Origin of the sequence: Glycomyces salinus, from assembly GCF_016428645.1 — a bacterium.
Classification (GTDB): Bacteria; Actinomycetota; Actinomycetes; order Mycobacteriales; family Micromonosporaceae; genus Glycomyces; species Glycomyces salinus.
The window spans coordinates 34,334-49,033 of record NZ_JAELXW010000010.1 but is presented as its reverse complement, the minus strand read 5'-3'; the positions used below and the strand labels follow the sequence as shown (position 1 = coordinate 49,033).

At 72.0% G+C, this 14,700-nt stretch carries 16 protein-coding genes; 11 read left to right on the top strand and 5 right to left on the bottom strand.

What is annotated here, in order from left to right; translation table 11 throughout:
• The first annotated feature begins 127 nt into the window (after positions 1 to 127).
• Positions 128 to 1,339, top strand: a complete 1,212-nt coding sequence (locus tag JFB92_RS04075; RefSeq protein WP_199035135.1) for a serpin family protein — start codon at positions 128 to 130, stop codon at positions 1,337 to 1,339.
• Here the strand turns inward: JFB92_RS04075 and JFB92_RS04070 are convergent.
• Both JFB92_RS04070 and JFB92_RS04065 read right to left on the bottom strand, forming a co-directional pair.
• Positions 1,328 to 1,945: a DinB family protein gene (locus JFB92_RS04070; protein ID WP_199035133.1), complete on the bottom strand. Its 618-nt coding sequence runs from the start codon at positions 1,943 to 1,945 to the stop codon at positions 1,328 to 1,330. The two genes, JFB92_RS04075 and JFB92_RS04070, sit on opposite strands and share 12 nt — an antisense overlap.
• A gap of 49 nt (positions 1,946 to 1,994) precedes the next feature.
• Positions 1,995 to 2,630, bottom strand: a complete 636-nt coding sequence (locus JFB92_RS04065) for a hypothetical protein (protein WP_199035131.1) — start codon at positions 2,628 to 2,630, stop codon at positions 1,995 to 1,997.
• A 158-nt stretch (positions 2,631 to 2,788) separates the two neighbouring features.
• Here JFB92_RS04065 and JFB92_RS04060 point away from each other — a divergent pair, with 158 nt between their 5' ends.
• Complete coding sequence (locus tag JFB92_RS04060) at positions 2,789 to 3,226, top strand: MarR family winged helix-turn-helix transcriptional regulator (RefSeq protein ID WP_199035129.1); 438 nt, start codon at positions 2,789 to 2,791, stop codon at positions 3,224 to 3,226.
• Between the two features lie 6 nt (positions 3,227 to 3,232).
• Here the strand turns inward: JFB92_RS04060 and JFB92_RS04055 are convergent, their stop codons facing one another.
• Positions 3,233 to 3,811 carry a TetR/AcrR family transcriptional regulator gene (locus JFB92_RS04055; protein ID WP_199035127.1) on the bottom strand — a complete coding sequence of 193 codons (579 nt, stop codon included), beginning with the start codon at positions 3,809 to 3,811 and terminating at the stop codon, positions 3,233 to 3,235.
• 71 nt (positions 3,812 to 3,882) lie between these two features.
• Here JFB92_RS04055 and JFB92_RS04050 point away from each other — a divergent pair, with 71 nt between their 5' ends.
• On the top strand, positions 3,883 to 5,364 hold the full coding sequence (locus tag JFB92_RS04050) for an MFS transporter (RefSeq protein WP_199035125.1): 1,482 nt from the start codon (positions 3,883 to 3,885) through the stop codon (positions 5,362 to 5,364).
• 3 nt (positions 5,365 to 5,367) lie between these two features.
• Positions 5,368 to 5,856, top strand: a complete 489-nt coding sequence (locus JFB92_RS04045) for a GNAT family N-acetyltransferase (protein WP_199035123.1) — start codon at positions 5,368 to 5,370, stop codon at positions 5,854 to 5,856.
• 20 nt (positions 5,857 to 5,876) lie between these two features.
• Here the strand turns inward: JFB92_RS04045 and JFB92_RS04040 are convergent, their stop codons facing one another.
• Entirely contained in the window at positions 5,877 to 6,713 is an 837-nt protein-coding gene (locus tag JFB92_RS04040) for a beta-keto acid cleavage family enzyme (protein ID WP_199035121.1), read from the bottom strand.
• A gap of 2 nt (positions 6,714 to 6,715) precedes the next feature.
• Positions 6,716 to 8,188, bottom strand: a complete 1,473-nt coding sequence (locus JFB92_RS04035) for a KamA family radical SAM protein (RefSeq protein WP_307789011.1) — start codon at positions 8,186 to 8,188, stop codon at positions 6,716 to 6,718.
• A 153-nt stretch (positions 8,189 to 8,341) separates the two neighbouring features.
• On the opposite strand from JFB92_RS04035, the gene kdd reads away from it, so the two are divergent.
• From kdd to aac(3), 7 genes are read left to right on the top strand one after another with little or no spacing between them, the layout of a single operon-like run.
• Positions 8,342 to 9,391: an L-erythro-3,5-diaminohexanoate dehydrogenase gene (gene kdd / locus JFB92_RS04030; protein WP_199035119.1), complete on the top strand. Its 1,050-nt coding sequence runs from the start codon at positions 8,342 to 8,344 to the stop codon at positions 9,389 to 9,391.
• Positions 9,388 to 10,959: a lysine 5,6-aminomutase subunit alpha gene (kamD, locus tag JFB92_RS04025; RefSeq protein WP_199035117.1), complete on the top strand. Its 1,572-nt coding sequence runs from the start codon at positions 9,388 to 9,390 to the stop codon at positions 10,957 to 10,959. Before kdd ends, kamD begins: the two co-directional genes overlap by 4 nt.
• Positions 10,956 to 11,708 (top strand): lysine 5,6-aminomutase subunit beta, encoded by a 753-nt coding sequence (kamE, locus tag JFB92_RS04020; RefSeq protein WP_199035115.1) that lies wholly within the window; start codon positions 10,956 to 10,958, stop codon positions 11,706 to 11,708. Before kamD ends, kamE begins: the two co-directional genes overlap by 4 nt.
• Complete coding sequence (kal, locus tag JFB92_RS04015) at positions 11,705 to 12,100, top strand: 3-aminobutyryl-CoA ammonia lyase (protein ID WP_199035113.1); 396 nt, start codon at positions 11,705 to 11,707, stop codon at positions 12,098 to 12,100. Before kamE ends, kal begins: the two co-directional genes overlap by 4 nt.
• Complete coding sequence (locus JFB92_RS04010) at positions 12,097 to 13,437, top strand: glutamate mutase L (protein WP_199035111.1); 1,341 nt, start codon at positions 12,097 to 12,099, stop codon at positions 13,435 to 13,437. The genes kal and JFB92_RS04010 overlap by 4 nt, the downstream gene beginning before the upstream one ends.
• Positions 13,438 to 13,454: 17 nt before the next feature.
• Positions 13,455 to 13,805: a YybH family protein gene (locus tag JFB92_RS04005; protein ID WP_199035109.1), complete on the top strand. Its 351-nt coding sequence runs from the start codon at positions 13,455 to 13,457 to the stop codon at positions 13,803 to 13,805.
• Between the two features lie 49 nt (positions 13,806 to 13,854).
• Complete coding sequence (gene aac(3) / locus JFB92_RS04000) at positions 13,855 to 14,697, top strand: aminoglycoside 3-N-acetyltransferase (protein ID WP_199035107.1); 843 nt, start codon at positions 13,855 to 13,857, stop codon at positions 14,695 to 14,697.
• Positions 14,698 to 14,700: the final 3 nt, after the last annotated feature.

Here is a 14,700-nt window from a genome sequence, read left to right as displayed (position 1 = left end):
GAAAGTTGGCGCATGTCGGAATCCCGATCCTTTCGCTTCGAACTGGACTGGCCCGCACGGTATCCCCGCCACCCGAGCGGACGCAACCGAATTACCGCGCCGGGCGCGGAGGCGCTAGAGTCCCAGCATGGGCACAGATGGCACCACTCGTATCGAGAAGGCGCTGTCGGCCGAGGAGATCACAGCGGCCAACGAACTGACCCGCCGCTGGCTCGCCTCCCGCGACGACGTCCCCGCCTCCGCCTCCGCCCTCGGAGTCTGGCCGCTGCTGACGGCCCTGGCCTCCGGCGCGATCGGACGCACCCGCACCGAACTGACCGACGCGGCCGGAGTCGACGACGCCCGCACCGAACGGCTCGCCGGAGCCCTGCTCGGCGCCGCCGCCTCGACCCCCGACATCCGCCTGGCCCTCGCCGTGTGGGCCGGCGCCTTCATCACCCTCGACCCCGACTGGATCGATCGGCTCCCGGCCGAGGCCATCGGCGCCCTCACCGGCGACGCCGAGGCCGACAAGCGCATGGTCGACCGCTGGGCCGCCGAGCACACCGATGGCATGATCGAGCGGATGCCGATCGACCTCACCGAACCGGTCGACCTGCTCCTGGCCAGCGCGCTCATGGTCGAGACGACCTGGGGCACCTCGTTCACCGACGCCGATCTCGATTTTCGTTCGGGGCCGTGGTCCGAGCTCGGACCGTGCCGGGTCCTGCGGGTCACCGTCCACGACGACGTGCTGCGCGTGACCGATCGGGCCTCGGTGCTGACCGTGCCCGGCTCCGGCGACATCGACGTCCTGCTGGCGCTGGGCCGGGAGGACCTGAGCCCGCAGCAGGTCGTCTCCGAACTGGTCGACGCCGCGGGCGACCGGGATTGGGGCCGTTCGGCCGCCGCCGACCTGGCCGTGGGGGAGCGGGCCCCGGGCGTGGCCGTCACCGAATACCGCGACGGCCGCCCGCAGCAGCGCCCCGAAGTGCAGATCCAGACCGTCCGGTTCTCCGTCTCCTCCGACCTCGACCTGCTCGAGGACGCCTCGGTCTTCGGCCTGGTCTCCGCCTCCCAGGAGCACGAGGCCGAATTCACCCGCCTGGCCGCCCAGCGGACCTACGTCAGCCAGGCGAGGCAGTCGTGCACGGCCGTCTTCAGCGCCACCGGCTTCAAGGCCGCGGCGGTGACCGCCATCGGCATGACCCCGACCGGGGCCTTCGTTCCCGCCACCGAGTACGTGCACCGGCGCGTCTCGATCAACTTCGACCGGCCCTTCGCCTACGCCGCCCGCCACCGCCCCTCGGGCCTGATCCTGGTCGCCGGCTGGGTCGCCGAACCAGAGCTAGCCGACTGACAGCGGCGCCGAGTGCCAGCTCCAGTCCGGGTCGCGACGCCCATGCCCGGGCAGGTCGCCCCGGCCGGTGGCCCACAGCAGCGTCGCCCACGGGTCGGTCGCCGAGGGCGCCTCGGGGAACAGCCGCGCCAAGGCCGGAGCTCCCAATTCGTCCGGCAGCCTCCACTCCAGGCCGAGCCCCTGCGCGAGGTCCCAGGCGTGGACGCCCGTCTCGACCACGCCCATGGCCGCGAACCCCTCGGGGTCGGCGACGCCCCAGATGTGCCAGGCGCGCCACTCCGGTCCGGCGGTGCCGAGCATCGCGACCAGCAGACTCCCCATCGACTCGACGCCCTCCAGCGGCGCGCCGACTTTCCGGTCGAGGACGATCTGATCCCGCGGTCCGGGGTCGATGGCGACAGAGCGGTCGGTCGGCGGAGTACGCAGGCCGAACCTGGAGGCGTATCTGAACAGGGCCGAGCACAGGTGGTCCGCGGCCTCCCAGCAGGAGCAGTCCATGGGCCCGGCCCGGCGGTCCCACCGCTCGATCGGCGCGGGCCGCAGGGCGTCGACCGCGAGTCGCACGGTCCGCTCGACGTGGTCGGCGGTCACTGGGGGTCTCGACATGGACGAACCGTACCGCCCGGAGCCGACAACGGGCCCGGGGCCCATCCGGTCACCGTTCGACCGGGGCGAGGCTCCACTGCCATTCGCCCCGGCGCGGACGACCGGGCAGCTTGACGCGGCCGGTCGACCACAGCAGCGCCGACCACGGGCCCACGTCGTCCGGAGCGCCCGGGAACAGCCGCGCCAGAACCCGCTCGCACAGATCCGGCGACGGAGTGAAGTCCAGTCCGAGGCCCTCGGCCAGGTCGTGGGTGTGCACGAGCACCTCGACCACGCCCATGGCCGCGAATCCCTCCGGGTCCGACACGCCTGCGGCGTGGTAGGCCCGCAGCAGGTTCGGCTTCGTCCGCACCATCGCGCTCAGTAGCGCGCCGCACGACTCCAGCACCATGAGCAGGCCCTCGGACCCCGCCGTGCGCTCGGCGCGCAGCGAGACGGCGGGCCCGCCGCTGCGCTTCGCCTCGCACGCGAACGGCACCGGCCCCTCCAGCGGCGGGATGCGCGGACCCAGCTGCGTCGCGAAGAAGAACAGGTCGTCGGCGATGTGCTCGACGGTCTCCCAGCACGTCCACTTGAGCCTGCCGGCGCGGTAGTCCCAAGCGTCGGTCTCCGCCCTGCGCAGCAGCGTGATGGCCGAATGCACGGCCAAGTCCACGTCGTCGGCCGATACGGGAGAGGCGCTCATGAGCGAACTCTATCCGATGCCGCCGCCCGGCCCGGCCCGCCGGAGCCCGGTGCGAGCGCGCCGAACACCCGACCCGATCGAGTGCACCGGCCGTCGGAAAAGTCCGGTCTCCTCCGGCCGCTCCAGATCCTCGAAGACTCCTCGGATACCGTGATCGCATGGACACCCCCAAACCCATCGGCTACTGGCTCAAACACCTCCACAACCTGATGGAGCGGCAGTTCGAGGCCGCGCTCGCCGACCTGGACATGGGGAGACGGCACTGGCAGGTGCTCAACGTCCTCTACGGCGGCGCGCGCACGCCCGACGAGCTGGACCTGGCCCTCGAACCGTTCTGGGAGGGCGACGGCCCGACCCTGGAGACGATCCTCGACGGCCGCGACGGCCTGGTCACCTGCGGCTGGGTCAAGCGCGGCCCGCTGCTGCTGAGCCTGAGCGACGACGGCTACGAGGCATACCGGGAGGTGGCCGCCCGCATCGACCGCACCAGGGCCACCATCATGGCCGGGCTGAGCGCCGAGGAGTACGCCGAGACCATCCGGGTCCTGTCGGTCATGTCCGCCAACATCGAACGGTCCCTGCGCAAACCCCGCTGAGCCCGCTCAGTCCGCCGCCGGCTCCGAGAGGACCGCCCCCAGGGCGTCCAGCACGCGCCCGGCCGGGGGGATCGCACCCGGGTCGGCCAGCGCCTGGACCAGGTGCCCGGTCAGGAGGGCGTAGACGGCGGCGCCGAGCGCCTGCCCGCGCTCGTCGTCGGCCTCGGACTCGGGGACGCCGAGCACGATCGCGGCCATCACCGTCCGCGCCTCGCGCATCTGCGCGGCCAGCTCGGCCCGCATCCGCTCGTCGAACTGCACCTCGGCGTAGGCGTACAGGCTCGCGACCATCAGATCGCGCTCCTCGGGCCCCGATTCGACCACGGCCTGGACGAGCAGTTCGATCCGCTGCGCCGGACCGGAGGGCGCGGCGGCCCGCATCCGCTGCTCCAGCCGGTCGCCCCACTCGCTGCTGAGTTCGAGCACCGCGGTGTTCATCAGCCGGTCCTTCGACCCGAAGTGGTAGCCGATCGAGGCCAGGTGGGCCCCCGAGGCCGTGACGATGTCGCGCGCGGTCGTGCGCCGGTATCCCTTCTCGATCAGGCAGCGCTTCGCGCCCTCCAGGAGGTCCTCGCGTTGGCTCATGGAAGGATCCTAACCGCCTTGAACGTACGTCAGTCTTACAGAGTGATTTTGACGTACGTACAATCAAGTCCATGACTACTACGCCTCCCGTGCGGCAGCGGACCTCCCGAAACTGGATCGGACTCCCGTTCCTGCTGCTCCCGGCCCTGCTGGTCTCGATGGACATCTCGATCCTCTTCGTCGCCTCGCCGGCGATCACCGCGGATCTGGCCCCCTCGGCCGCCCAGTGGCTGTGGATGATGGACGTCTACGGCTTCGTCATGGCCGGCCTGCTCATCACCATGGGCGGACTCGGCGACCGCTTCGGCCGCAAGCGGCTGCTCCTGACCGGATCGATCCTGTTCGGCGCCGCCTCGGCCGCGATCATGCTCGCCTCGGACCCCGTGGCCTTCATCGCGGCGCGGGCCCTGCTCGGCATCGGCGCCGCGACCCTCGCGCCCTCGACGCTCTCGATCATCCGCGGCCTGTTCACCGCCGAACGCGCCCGGCGCCTCGCCGTAGGCGCCTGGACCGTCGCCTTCACCGGCGGCGCGGTCGCCGGACCGATCGTCGGCGGCGTCCTGCTCGAGCGCTTCTGGTGGGGCTCGGTGTTCCTGATCAACATCCCGGTCATGGCGCTCCTGCTCGCCACCGTCCCGTTCCTCATCCCCGAATCGAAGGACCCCGCCGCCGCGGGCTTCGACCTCCCGGGCGCGGCAATCTCCCTGATCGCGATCGTTTCTTCCGTCTACGCGGTCAAGCACCTGGTCGAATACGGCCCCGACGGCCACTTCGCCGCCGCGGCGATCGTCGGAGCGGTCGGGGTGGGGCTGTTCGCGCACCGCCAGCGCCGCGCCGCCCACCCGCTGATCGACCTCTCCCTGTTCCGAATCCGGGCCTTCACCGGCTCGGTCGCGGCCGTCACCGCCGTCGCGTTCGCCGCCGCGGGCATCGGCCTGCTGGCCTTCACCCTCCTCCAGACCGTGCACGGACTCAGCCCCCTGGATGCCGCGCTGTGGGCCCTGCCGACCTTCGCGGGCACCTTCATCGGCGCCGCCGTCGCGTCCGTCGTGCGCCTGAGCCCCGCGGTCGGCATCGGCGGCGGACTGACCGTCGTGGCCGCCGGCTTCACCTCGCTCGGCCAGGTCGGACCGGACACGCCCCTGCCGTGGGTGATCGCCGGATACTCCCTGCTGACGCTCGGGACCGGCGTCGTCGGCACCCTGGCGAACACCCTCGTGCTCGGGGCCGCGCCGCCCGAGCGGGCCGGGGCGGCGGCCGGGATCTCCGAGACCGGGCAGGAACTCGGGGCCGCGCTCGGCATCGCCGCTCTCGGCACCGTCGCGACCGCCGTGTTCGACGCGGGCTTCGACGGCGCCTCCGACACGGTCGCCGGGGCCGTCACCGAGGCCGCGAACCAGCCCGGCGAGGCCGCGGACGCACTCCGGGAGCAGGCGTTCGCCGCCTACACCGACGGGTTCGGCCTCGCCGCGCTCGTCGGGGCCGCCGTCGTCCTCGCCTGCGCGGCGGCGGCCGCGGTGACGCTGCGGCGTCGGGGGACTCGTAGCCTGTAGGGCGTGGAATTCAACGGGAGGATCCGGTCGGCCCGACCGGAGGACGCGGCGCGCATCGCCGAGATCTGGCACGAGGGCTGGGGCGACGGCCACGTCGGGCACGTGCCCGACGAGCTCTACGAGTACCGCACCGGCGGCTCTTTCCTGCCGCGAGTCCAGGCCCGCATCGCGACCACGCGGGTCGCCGAGGGCGACGGCGCGATCCTCGGTTTCACCACTGTGGATGGCGACGAGGTGGAGCAGGTCTTCGTCGACCGCTCGGCGCGCGGCACCGGGGTGGCCCTGGAACTGCTGCGCGACGCCGAGGCGATCATCCGCGGCTCGGGCCACCGGCGGGCGTGGCTCGCGGTCGTCGAGGGCAACGCGAGGGCGCGGGCGTTCTACGAACGGGCCGGCTGGAGCGACACCGGGCCGTTCGAGTACCGCGCCGAGATACCCGGCGGCAAGGTCGACGTCCCGACCCGCCGCTACGAACGCGACCTGGAGTCATAGCGACGGGCCGGTCCGGCGCCTCAACCGGAGTCGCGGACGCACAGCAGCTTGCGGGCCTCCGCGGCCGTCATCGCCGGGCGCTGGGCCAGCGCGGCCGCCTCGGCGGCGCGCTCGACCAGCTGCGGGTTGCCGGTGACCGGCTGCCTCCTCGCGAACGAGGTCGTGTCCTCCATGCCCACCCGAAGGTGGCCCCCGTGGGCCAGGGACGCGAACATGACCGGCAGCGTGGTGCGCCCGATGCCGGTGGCCGAGAAGGTCGTCCCCTCCGGCAGGTACCGCCGCACCGCCTCGGCGAAGGCCGTCACCGTCGAGGCGTCCCCGGCCGCGCCGCCGGGCACGCCGAGCACGAAGTCCACGTGCACGTGGCCGCCGAACGGCAGCCCGCGCTCGTCCAGCAGCCGCCCCAGCGCCGGGAGGTGCCCGAGGTCGAACAGCTCGTACTCGGGCACGATCCGCCGCTCCCGCATCCGCTCGTGGAGCTCCGCGATGAACGCCGGACGGTTCATGAACACGTCGTCGCCGAAGTTGACCGTCCCCATCGTGCAGGAGGCCATGTCGGGTTCGGCATCGAGGACCCTCAGGCGGTCCTGTTCGGGATCGGCGACCGCGCCGCCGGTCGACAGCTGCACGACCAGGCCGGTCGACTCCCGCAGCGCCGCGACGGTCTCGCGCAGCCGCCCCAGGTCGAGCGTGGGCTCGGCGTCCTCGCCGCGGATGTGGACGTGGACGACCGAGGCGCCCCGCCTCTCGCATTCGACGGCGGTGCCGACCAGCTCGTCGAGCGTCACCGGCAGGGCCGGGACGCGTCGCTTGTCGACCTCGGCGCCGGTGGTGGCGACGGTGATGACGGTCGACATGCTCAGACCTCGCTGTGCTGTTCGCGCTCGCTGGCCCGCCGGGACCGGACGGCCGCCGCGTCGCCGGCCTCCCTGGTCCGCTCGGGCGGGTGCATGTTCCGCCACCACTCCTGGCCGGCCTTCGGCAGGGAGTCGATCGGGTCGTAGAACGGGTAGCGCCGGGTGAGCGCGTCGGGCTCGTCGGCCTCGATGCTGGTCCGGTAGTTCTTGGTCCAGTAGGAGATGCCCAGCTCCCGGTCGTATTCGGACAGCTGGTGGACCCAGCGCTTGCCGACCATCGGCACGTCGCAGATGATCCTGGGGGTGGCGTAGCCGGGCAGGTAGCCCATGATGGCGTGCTGGAGGTCCTGGGCGGCGGCCACCGAGGTGCGCCAGTGCTCGGAGTTGGGGATCATGTCGCACATGTAGAAGTAGTACGGCAGGATGCCGGCCTCGCCCTGCATGGCGAAGCACAGGTCCAGCAGGGCCTCGGGGGAGTCGTTGACCCCGCGCATGAGCACGCCCTGGTTGCGCACGTCCCGCACGCCCGCGTCCAGCATCGCCGCCGCCGCGGCCGCCACGGCCGGGGTCACCGAGTTCACGTGGTTGATGTGGGTGTGGATCGCCAGGTTGACGCCCTGTTCGGCGGCCCGCTTGGCGACCCGGCCCATGCCGTCGACGATCTCGTCTTGGAGCCAGTGCTGCGGCAGGCCCATGAGCGCCTTGGTGGCCAGCCGGATGTCGCGGATGGTCTCGATCTCCAGCAGCGCGTCCAGGAACCGCTCGAGCTGGTGCCACGGCAGGTTGGCGACGTCGCCGCCGGAGACGACCACGTCCCGCACGCCCTCGTGGGCGCGCAGGTAGTCGAGGATGGCGGTCTGCCGGTCGACCGGCTTGAGCGCCAGGCGGCGCTTGTCGACCGCGGGCGTGGACTTGCCGACCAGGTCCATGCGGGTGCAGTGGCCGCAGTACTGGGGGCAGGTCGAGAGCAGTTCGGCGAGAACCTTGGTGGGGTAGCGGTGGGTGAGGCCCTCCACGGCCCACATGTCGTGCTCGTGGAGGGAGTCGCGCGTCGCGAACGGGTGGGAGGGCCAGTCGTCGCGGCGGTCGGAGGCGACCGGGAGCATGTAGCGGCGCACCGGGTCGGCGTAGAAGGCGTCGGTCCACGAGCCGGGGGCGGTCTCGTCGGCGTCGGGGGCCATCGTGTTGAGCATCTGCGGAGGCAGCAGCATCGACATCGTCGCCGAGGTGCTCATGTCGGCCTCGAGGTCGTCGTAGAAGTCCTCGTGCAGCCGGTCGCCCATGACGGCGCGGAGCTGCCCGATGCTCTTGACGCAGTGCGCGCGCTGCCATTGGGCGGTGGCCCATTCCTCGGCGGTCGCGTCCCGCCACCCGGGGAACCGGGTCCAGTCCGGCTCGACGAGGGTGCGGCGCTGGTACTGGTACGGCTGCTCGATCAGGCTGGTCGGTTGGTCACCGATCGGTCGGTCGGACACGTTCTGTACCTCCTTGCCCGGGATGTTGCCCCGGGGAAGCTTCAGGACGGCGGATACCCGTCTTGTGACGAGGATAACCTTCAGTTACAGTTGTTGGCTAGATCTCACATACCGAGATATAGAGAATTCTTCACAACCTGAAGGGCGGCAACGATGTCGACAGGCTCACCGGTCGGATCGCACCGAGTCGTCAGCCCGGCCGGAGTCCTGCCACAAGCGGCCGACCGGCTCGACGCCACACCCGACATAGAAGACGACGAAGTACGCGTCCGCGTCGAGCGCCTCAACCTCGACGCCGCCTCCTTCCGGCAGCTCAGCACCGCCCACGGCGGCGACGGAGCGGCCATCCGGGAGACCGTCCGCGGCATCATCGCCGAACGCGGCAAGATGCACAACCCCGCCACCGGCTCCGGCGGCATGCTCATCGGCACCGTCGAGGCCGTCGGACCCCGCTCGCCCCTCGGCCTGCGTCCCGGACAGAAGATCGCCACCCTCGTCTCCCTGACCCTCACCCCGCTCCGCATCGACGACGACCTGGCCCACTGGGACGGCCTCACCGAGCAGATCCCCACCACCGGCACCGCCATCCTCTTCGCCCGCTCCATCGCCGCCGTCCTCCCCGACGACCTCCCCGAACCGGTCGCCCTGGCCGTCTTCGACGTCTGCGGCGCCCCCGCCCTCGTCCGCCGCGTCGTCGCCCGCCGCACCCACGCGACCAGCACCGTCGCCGTCCTCGGCGCCGCCGGCAAGTCCGGCTCCCTGTCCCTGGCCGCCGCCCGCGACGCCCACGCCGCCACCGTCCTCGGCATCGTCCGCGACGAAGCCGAAGCCGACCGCCTGGAGCGGTCCGGCCTGGCCGACCACACCGCCGTGGCCGACGCGACCGACCCCCTCGGCCTCGCCGAGACCGTCATCGCCGCCCTCGACGGCCGCGGCGCCGACGTCACCGTCGTCTGCGTCGACGTCCCCGGCTGCGAACACGGCGCCATCCTCTCCACCGCCTCCCACGGCACCGTCGTCTTCTTCTCCATGGCCACCTCCTTCCCGGCAGCCGCCCTCGGCGCCGAGGGCCTGGCCGCCGACGTCGAGATGCTCATCGGCAACGGCTACGTCCCCGGCCACGCCGATTACGCACTCGGCCTGATGCGCGACAACCCCGGCCTGAAAGACCTCTTCGCCGACCGCACGGAGGTGACCGCATGAGCGCCGCGCCCCTGCTGAGGCTCGACCCCGACCAGGTCGCCCGCGCCCGAAGCCTCGCCGAACGCGCCGCCGGCCCCGTGGTCGACATGGCCCGCGGCCACACCACCGTCTCGGTCGAGCGCGCCACCCTCCGCCTGGCCGGACTCACCGGCGCCGACCCCGAAGGCATCCCCTGGGTCAACCGCCTCGTCGACGCCGTCGCCGAGCAGACCGGCCTCGAACACGGCGTCGCCCTCCCCGTCTTCGCCGCGCTCGCCGCGGGCGACCACCCCGACCTGACCCGCCTGGCCCACGCGAGCGCCGCCGGAGGCGTCGAATTCGAACCGCCCACCGGCACCGCCCGCACGACTGCCCGGAACCTCGCCCGAGCCGCCGTCGCCTCCGGCTTCGACCGGATCGACGCCCAGCGACGCACCAGGTCCGACATGGTCGACACCATCGGCGACCCGCCCCAGCGCCCCTGGATCTACCTCATCGTCGCCACCGGGGACATCTACGAGGACATCCCGCAGGCCCAGGCCGCCGCCCGCGCCGGAGCCGACATCATCGCCGTCATCCGCTCCACCGGCCAGTCCCTGCTCGACTACGTCCCCGAAGGCGCCACCCGCGAAGGCTTCGCCGGGACCTACGCCACTGGCGAGAACTTCCGGCTCATGCGCGCCGCCCTCGACGAGACCTCCCGCGAGGTCGGCCGGTACGTGCGCCTGTGCAACTACGCCTCGGGCCTGTGCATGCCCGAGATCGCCGCGCTCGCCGGGATGAACCGGCTCGACATGATGCTCAACGACTGCATGTACGGCATCCTCTTCCGCGACATCAACCCCGTCCGCACCTTCGTCGACCAGCGCTTCAGCCGCCAGATCCACGCCCGCGCCGGCATCATCATCAACACCGGCGAGGACAACTACCTCACCACCGCCGACGCCGTCGAGGCCGCCCACACCGTCACCGTCTCCCAACTGCTCAACGAATACTTCGCGCACGAGGCCGGACTGCCCGACGGACTCCTCGGCCTCGGCCACGCCTTCGAGATCAACCCCGAAGTGCCGCAGTCGTTCCGCCTGGAACTGGCCCACGCGCTCCTGGCGCGCCAGCTGTTCCCAGACGCGCCCCTGAAGTGGATGCCGCCGACCCGCCACATGACCGGCGACGTCTTCCGCGGCAACCTCCTCGACGGCTTCTTCAACCTCGCCGGCGTCATGACAGGCCAGTCCATCCTCCTGGTCGGCATGATGACCGAAGCGGTCGTCACCCCCTGGCTGTCCGACCGCGACATCGCACTCCAGAACGTCCGCTACGTCCTCGACGCCGCCGGAGGACTCACCGAGGACTTCCACCCTCCCGCTGACGGCTTCATCGCCCGCCGCGCGAACGAGGTCCTGGGCGAGGCGGTCGACCTGCTCGGGAAGATCGTCGACGACGGACTGCTCGACGCCATCGCCGACGGCACCTTCGGCATCATGAAACGACCGCCGGACGGCGGACGCGGCCTCGAAGGCGTCGCCGAACGGGCCGAGGACTACTACAACCCGGCCGTCGAAGCCCTCGACGGAGGCGATGCCGCATGACCCGCATCGTCCGCCCCTACGGCGACACCACCGGCGACGGCATGGTGCAGCTCTCCTTCACCCTCCCGGTCCCGCATGACAAGCGCGCCGAAGGAGCCGCCCTCCAACTGGCCTCCAAGATGGGCATCGACGCGGCCATGCTCGTCCACGCCAAACCCATCGGAGAGGCGCACACATTCTTCGTGGTCTACGGCGCGGCCACCCACCTGATCAACCTCGACGAAGTCAAAGTCGTCGAACGCGACTACCCGCTGCTCAACCCCAAGGAGGTCAACGAGGCCGTCAAGGAGAAGCTCGGCCGCAAGCTCTGCGTCGTCGGCGCCTGCATCGGCACCGACGCCCACACCGTCGGCATCGACGCCATCCTCAACATCAAGGGCGTGGCGGGGGAGAAGGGCCTGGAGTACTACCGCGAGCTGCGCGTGGTCAACCTCGGTGCCCAGGTCGCCGTCCCCGACCTGGTCAACCGGGCCGTCGACGAGGAAGCCGACGCGGTCCTGGTCAGCCAGGTCGTCACCCAGAAGGACGCCCACCTGCACAACACCCGCGAGATGTCGGCGGCCTTCCGCGAGGCGCTCCCGCCCGGAAGACGACCGCTCCTGGTCGTCGGCGGCCCCCGCTTCGACGAGAACTCGGCCGCCGAACTCGGCGTCGACCGGATCTTCTCGCGCGGCACCACGCCCTCCGACGTCGCCTCCTACCTCGTCCACCGCATCGTCACCGCCGCACCCAGCGAGGAGCCCGCATGAGCGCAGCGCAGCAAGGCCGGCACGACGGCACCACCGTCACCCACCGCCGCTACATCCCCTACAGCCACGCCCACTACGGCGGCGACCTGGTCGACGGCGCCTACGCGCTCGCCATGTTCGGCGACGTCGCCACCGAGATCTGCGTCCGCACCGACGGCGACGAGGGCCTGTTCGCCTCCTACGCCGACGTCCAGTTCAAGGCCGCGATCAGAGCCGGGGACGTAGTGGAGGCGACCGGGACGGTCACTCGCACCGGCAACCGCTCCAGGACCATCGAGTTCACCCTCGCCGTCGTCTGCCGCGCCGAGCCCGGACGAGGAGAATCGGCCGCCGCGGTCCTGACCGAGCCGATCGTGGCCACGACCGCGACCGGCACGGTCGTGGTGCCGTGAACGAGGTCGTCGTCTGCGTCGACGTCGGCTCGACCTACACCAAGGCCGCCGCCGTCGACGCCGAGACCGGCGCGCTCCGAGGCACCGCCTCGCACCCGACCACGTTGGAGACCGACGTCATGGACGGCCTCGGCGCGGCCGTCGCGGACGCGCTCCCCGAAGGGGCGACGGCTGCCCGGACCCTGGTGTGCTCCTCGGCCGGCGGCGGCCTGCGCCTGGGCGTGGTCGGCAACGAGCCGCTGGTGACCGCCAGGGCCGCCTACCGGGCCGGGCTCTCGGCCGGCGCCAAGGTGGTCCACGTGTGCGCCGGAGACATGGGCGAGGCCGACTGGCGCGCCATGGCCGAGGCCCGACCGGACGTGCTGCTGCTGGCCGGCGGCACCGACGGCGGCGACCGGACGGCGCTGCACGCCCACGCCGAGGCCCTGGCCGCCACGGCCATCCGCGCCCCGGTGGTGTTCGCGGGCAACCGCGAGGCCACCGACGACATCCGCACCCTCCTGACCGAAGCGGGCTTCGCGGTGACCTGCGTGGAGAACGTCCTGCCGCGCATCGGCGCCCTCAACCCGGTCCCGGCCAGGACCGCGCTCAGAGAGGTCTTCCTGCGGCACGTGATCGCCGGAAAGCACCTCTCAGCCCGCGAGGGCTTCACCGAGCTGGTCAAGGCCGCGACCCCCGACGCGGTGCTGACCGGAGTCGAAGCCCTCGCCGACCTGCTCGGACGGGACCTGCTCGTGGTCGACGTCGGCGGCGCGACCACCGACGTGTACTCGGTGCTCACCCCGGACGCCGAACTGAGCGGACCGAGGGCCGAGGTCGCCGGAACCGCCTGGCGCTCCAGGACGGTGGAGGGCGACCTCGGCGTCCGGCACACCGCCGTCGGGATCGTCGAGGCCGCCGAGGCCGACGACCTCGAACTGAGCACCGGACTGCCCGAGGCCGCCCGCCACCGCGCCGCGGTCCCCGAATTCCGGTCCGAGACCGCCCGAGCGCTCGCCGACGACGCCGAACTCAGCGCGCTCGCGGCCAAGGTCGCGGTCGGCCGCCACGCGCGCGGCGAACGCATCGGCGGCCCCGCCGAGCCGCTGCGAGGCGGCAAGGACCTGGCGGCCGTGGGGCTGGTCGTCGGCTCCGGGGGAGTGCTGCGCCGCGCCCCCGAGAAAGCGCGGAAGTGGCTGCGGGAAGCGGTGTGCGAACACACTTCCGGGGGTTTCCGGCCCCCGAAGGACGCCGAGACTGTCGTAGACGCCGACTACGCTCTTGCACCAGCAGGCCTCTTGGCCGCCAACGGTTACCGGACGGCGGCCCACCGCCTGCTGAGAGCCGCATTCCGCTGAGTCAGACAGGGGCGCCCATGGAGCGAGAACCGGCAACAGGTCCAGAGGAGCTCGGCCGCCTGGTTCTGGAGCGGCTCAACGCGGGCGACGTGGACGGCCTGGTCGAGCTGTACGAACCGGACGCCGTGCTCGCGCTCCCGCACGGAGGCGTCGCCAAGGGCCAGGTGGAGATCCGGATGGTGTACGAGCGGATCACCGCCGACGAGCCGCGGTTCGAACCGGGGGTGCCGCTGCCGGTGCTCCGCAGCGGGGACCTCGCGCTGACCGGCGCCCGGCTCGCCGATGGCACCGTCACCGTAGAGGTCGCGCGCCGCCAGCCCGACGGCACCTGGCGGTGGGCGATCGACCAGCCGAACCTGCTGAACTGAGGTCCGATAACGCCTGGCCTCTGGCCGAGCTTCGGAAGAGAATGGGTCGATGGACTCGACTTCCGAAGCGAAGGTGTCGACGTGTTCGAGCCTGGCCTCCGACCTGCGCGGGCTCGGCCTGGCCGAGGACGACGCAGTGATGATCCACGCCGCGTTCGGGCGGGTGGGCCCGGTCATCGGCGGACCGGACACGCTCGTCGACGCCGTGCTGGACGTGGTCCGCGGGACCGGAACCCTCCTGAGCTACCAGGACTGGGAGCTGAGCGTCGACGTCTGGGACGGCGATGGCCGGATCAGAGACGAATTCCGCGACCACGTCCCGCCGTTCGACCCGAGGACGGCCCGCCCGGCCCGCGACCACGGGATCATCGCGGCGACGGTCGGCACTCGGCAGGGGGCCCGCCGCAGCGGCAACCCCGGGGCGTCGGTGGCGGCGCTCGGCGCCCGCGCCGAACAGTTCACCGCGGACCACCCGCTGGACTACGGCTACGGTGACGACTCGCCGTTCGCCCGGCTGGTGGACGCCGAAGGAAAAGTGCTGATGGTCGGAGCACCCCTGGACACGATGACGCTCCTGCACCACGCCGAACACCTGGCGGACCTTCCGGGCAAACGCCGGATCGAGGTCGAGTACCCGATCGCGACGCCGCGGGGTGTCGAGTGGCGCGTGGTCGAGGAATTCGACACCGGGAATCCGGTCGTGGCCGGGCCGGATGAGGACTACTTCGGGCTCATCGTGGCCGACTACCTGGACACGGGAGCCGGCCGGCGCGGCAAGGTCGGCATGGCGGACAGCGTCCTGGTGGACGCGCCGGGGATGACGGCGTTCGCCGTGGCCTGGCTCGAGGAGCGATACGGCCACCGGCCCCGGTCCTCCCGCCGAACTCGATGAGAC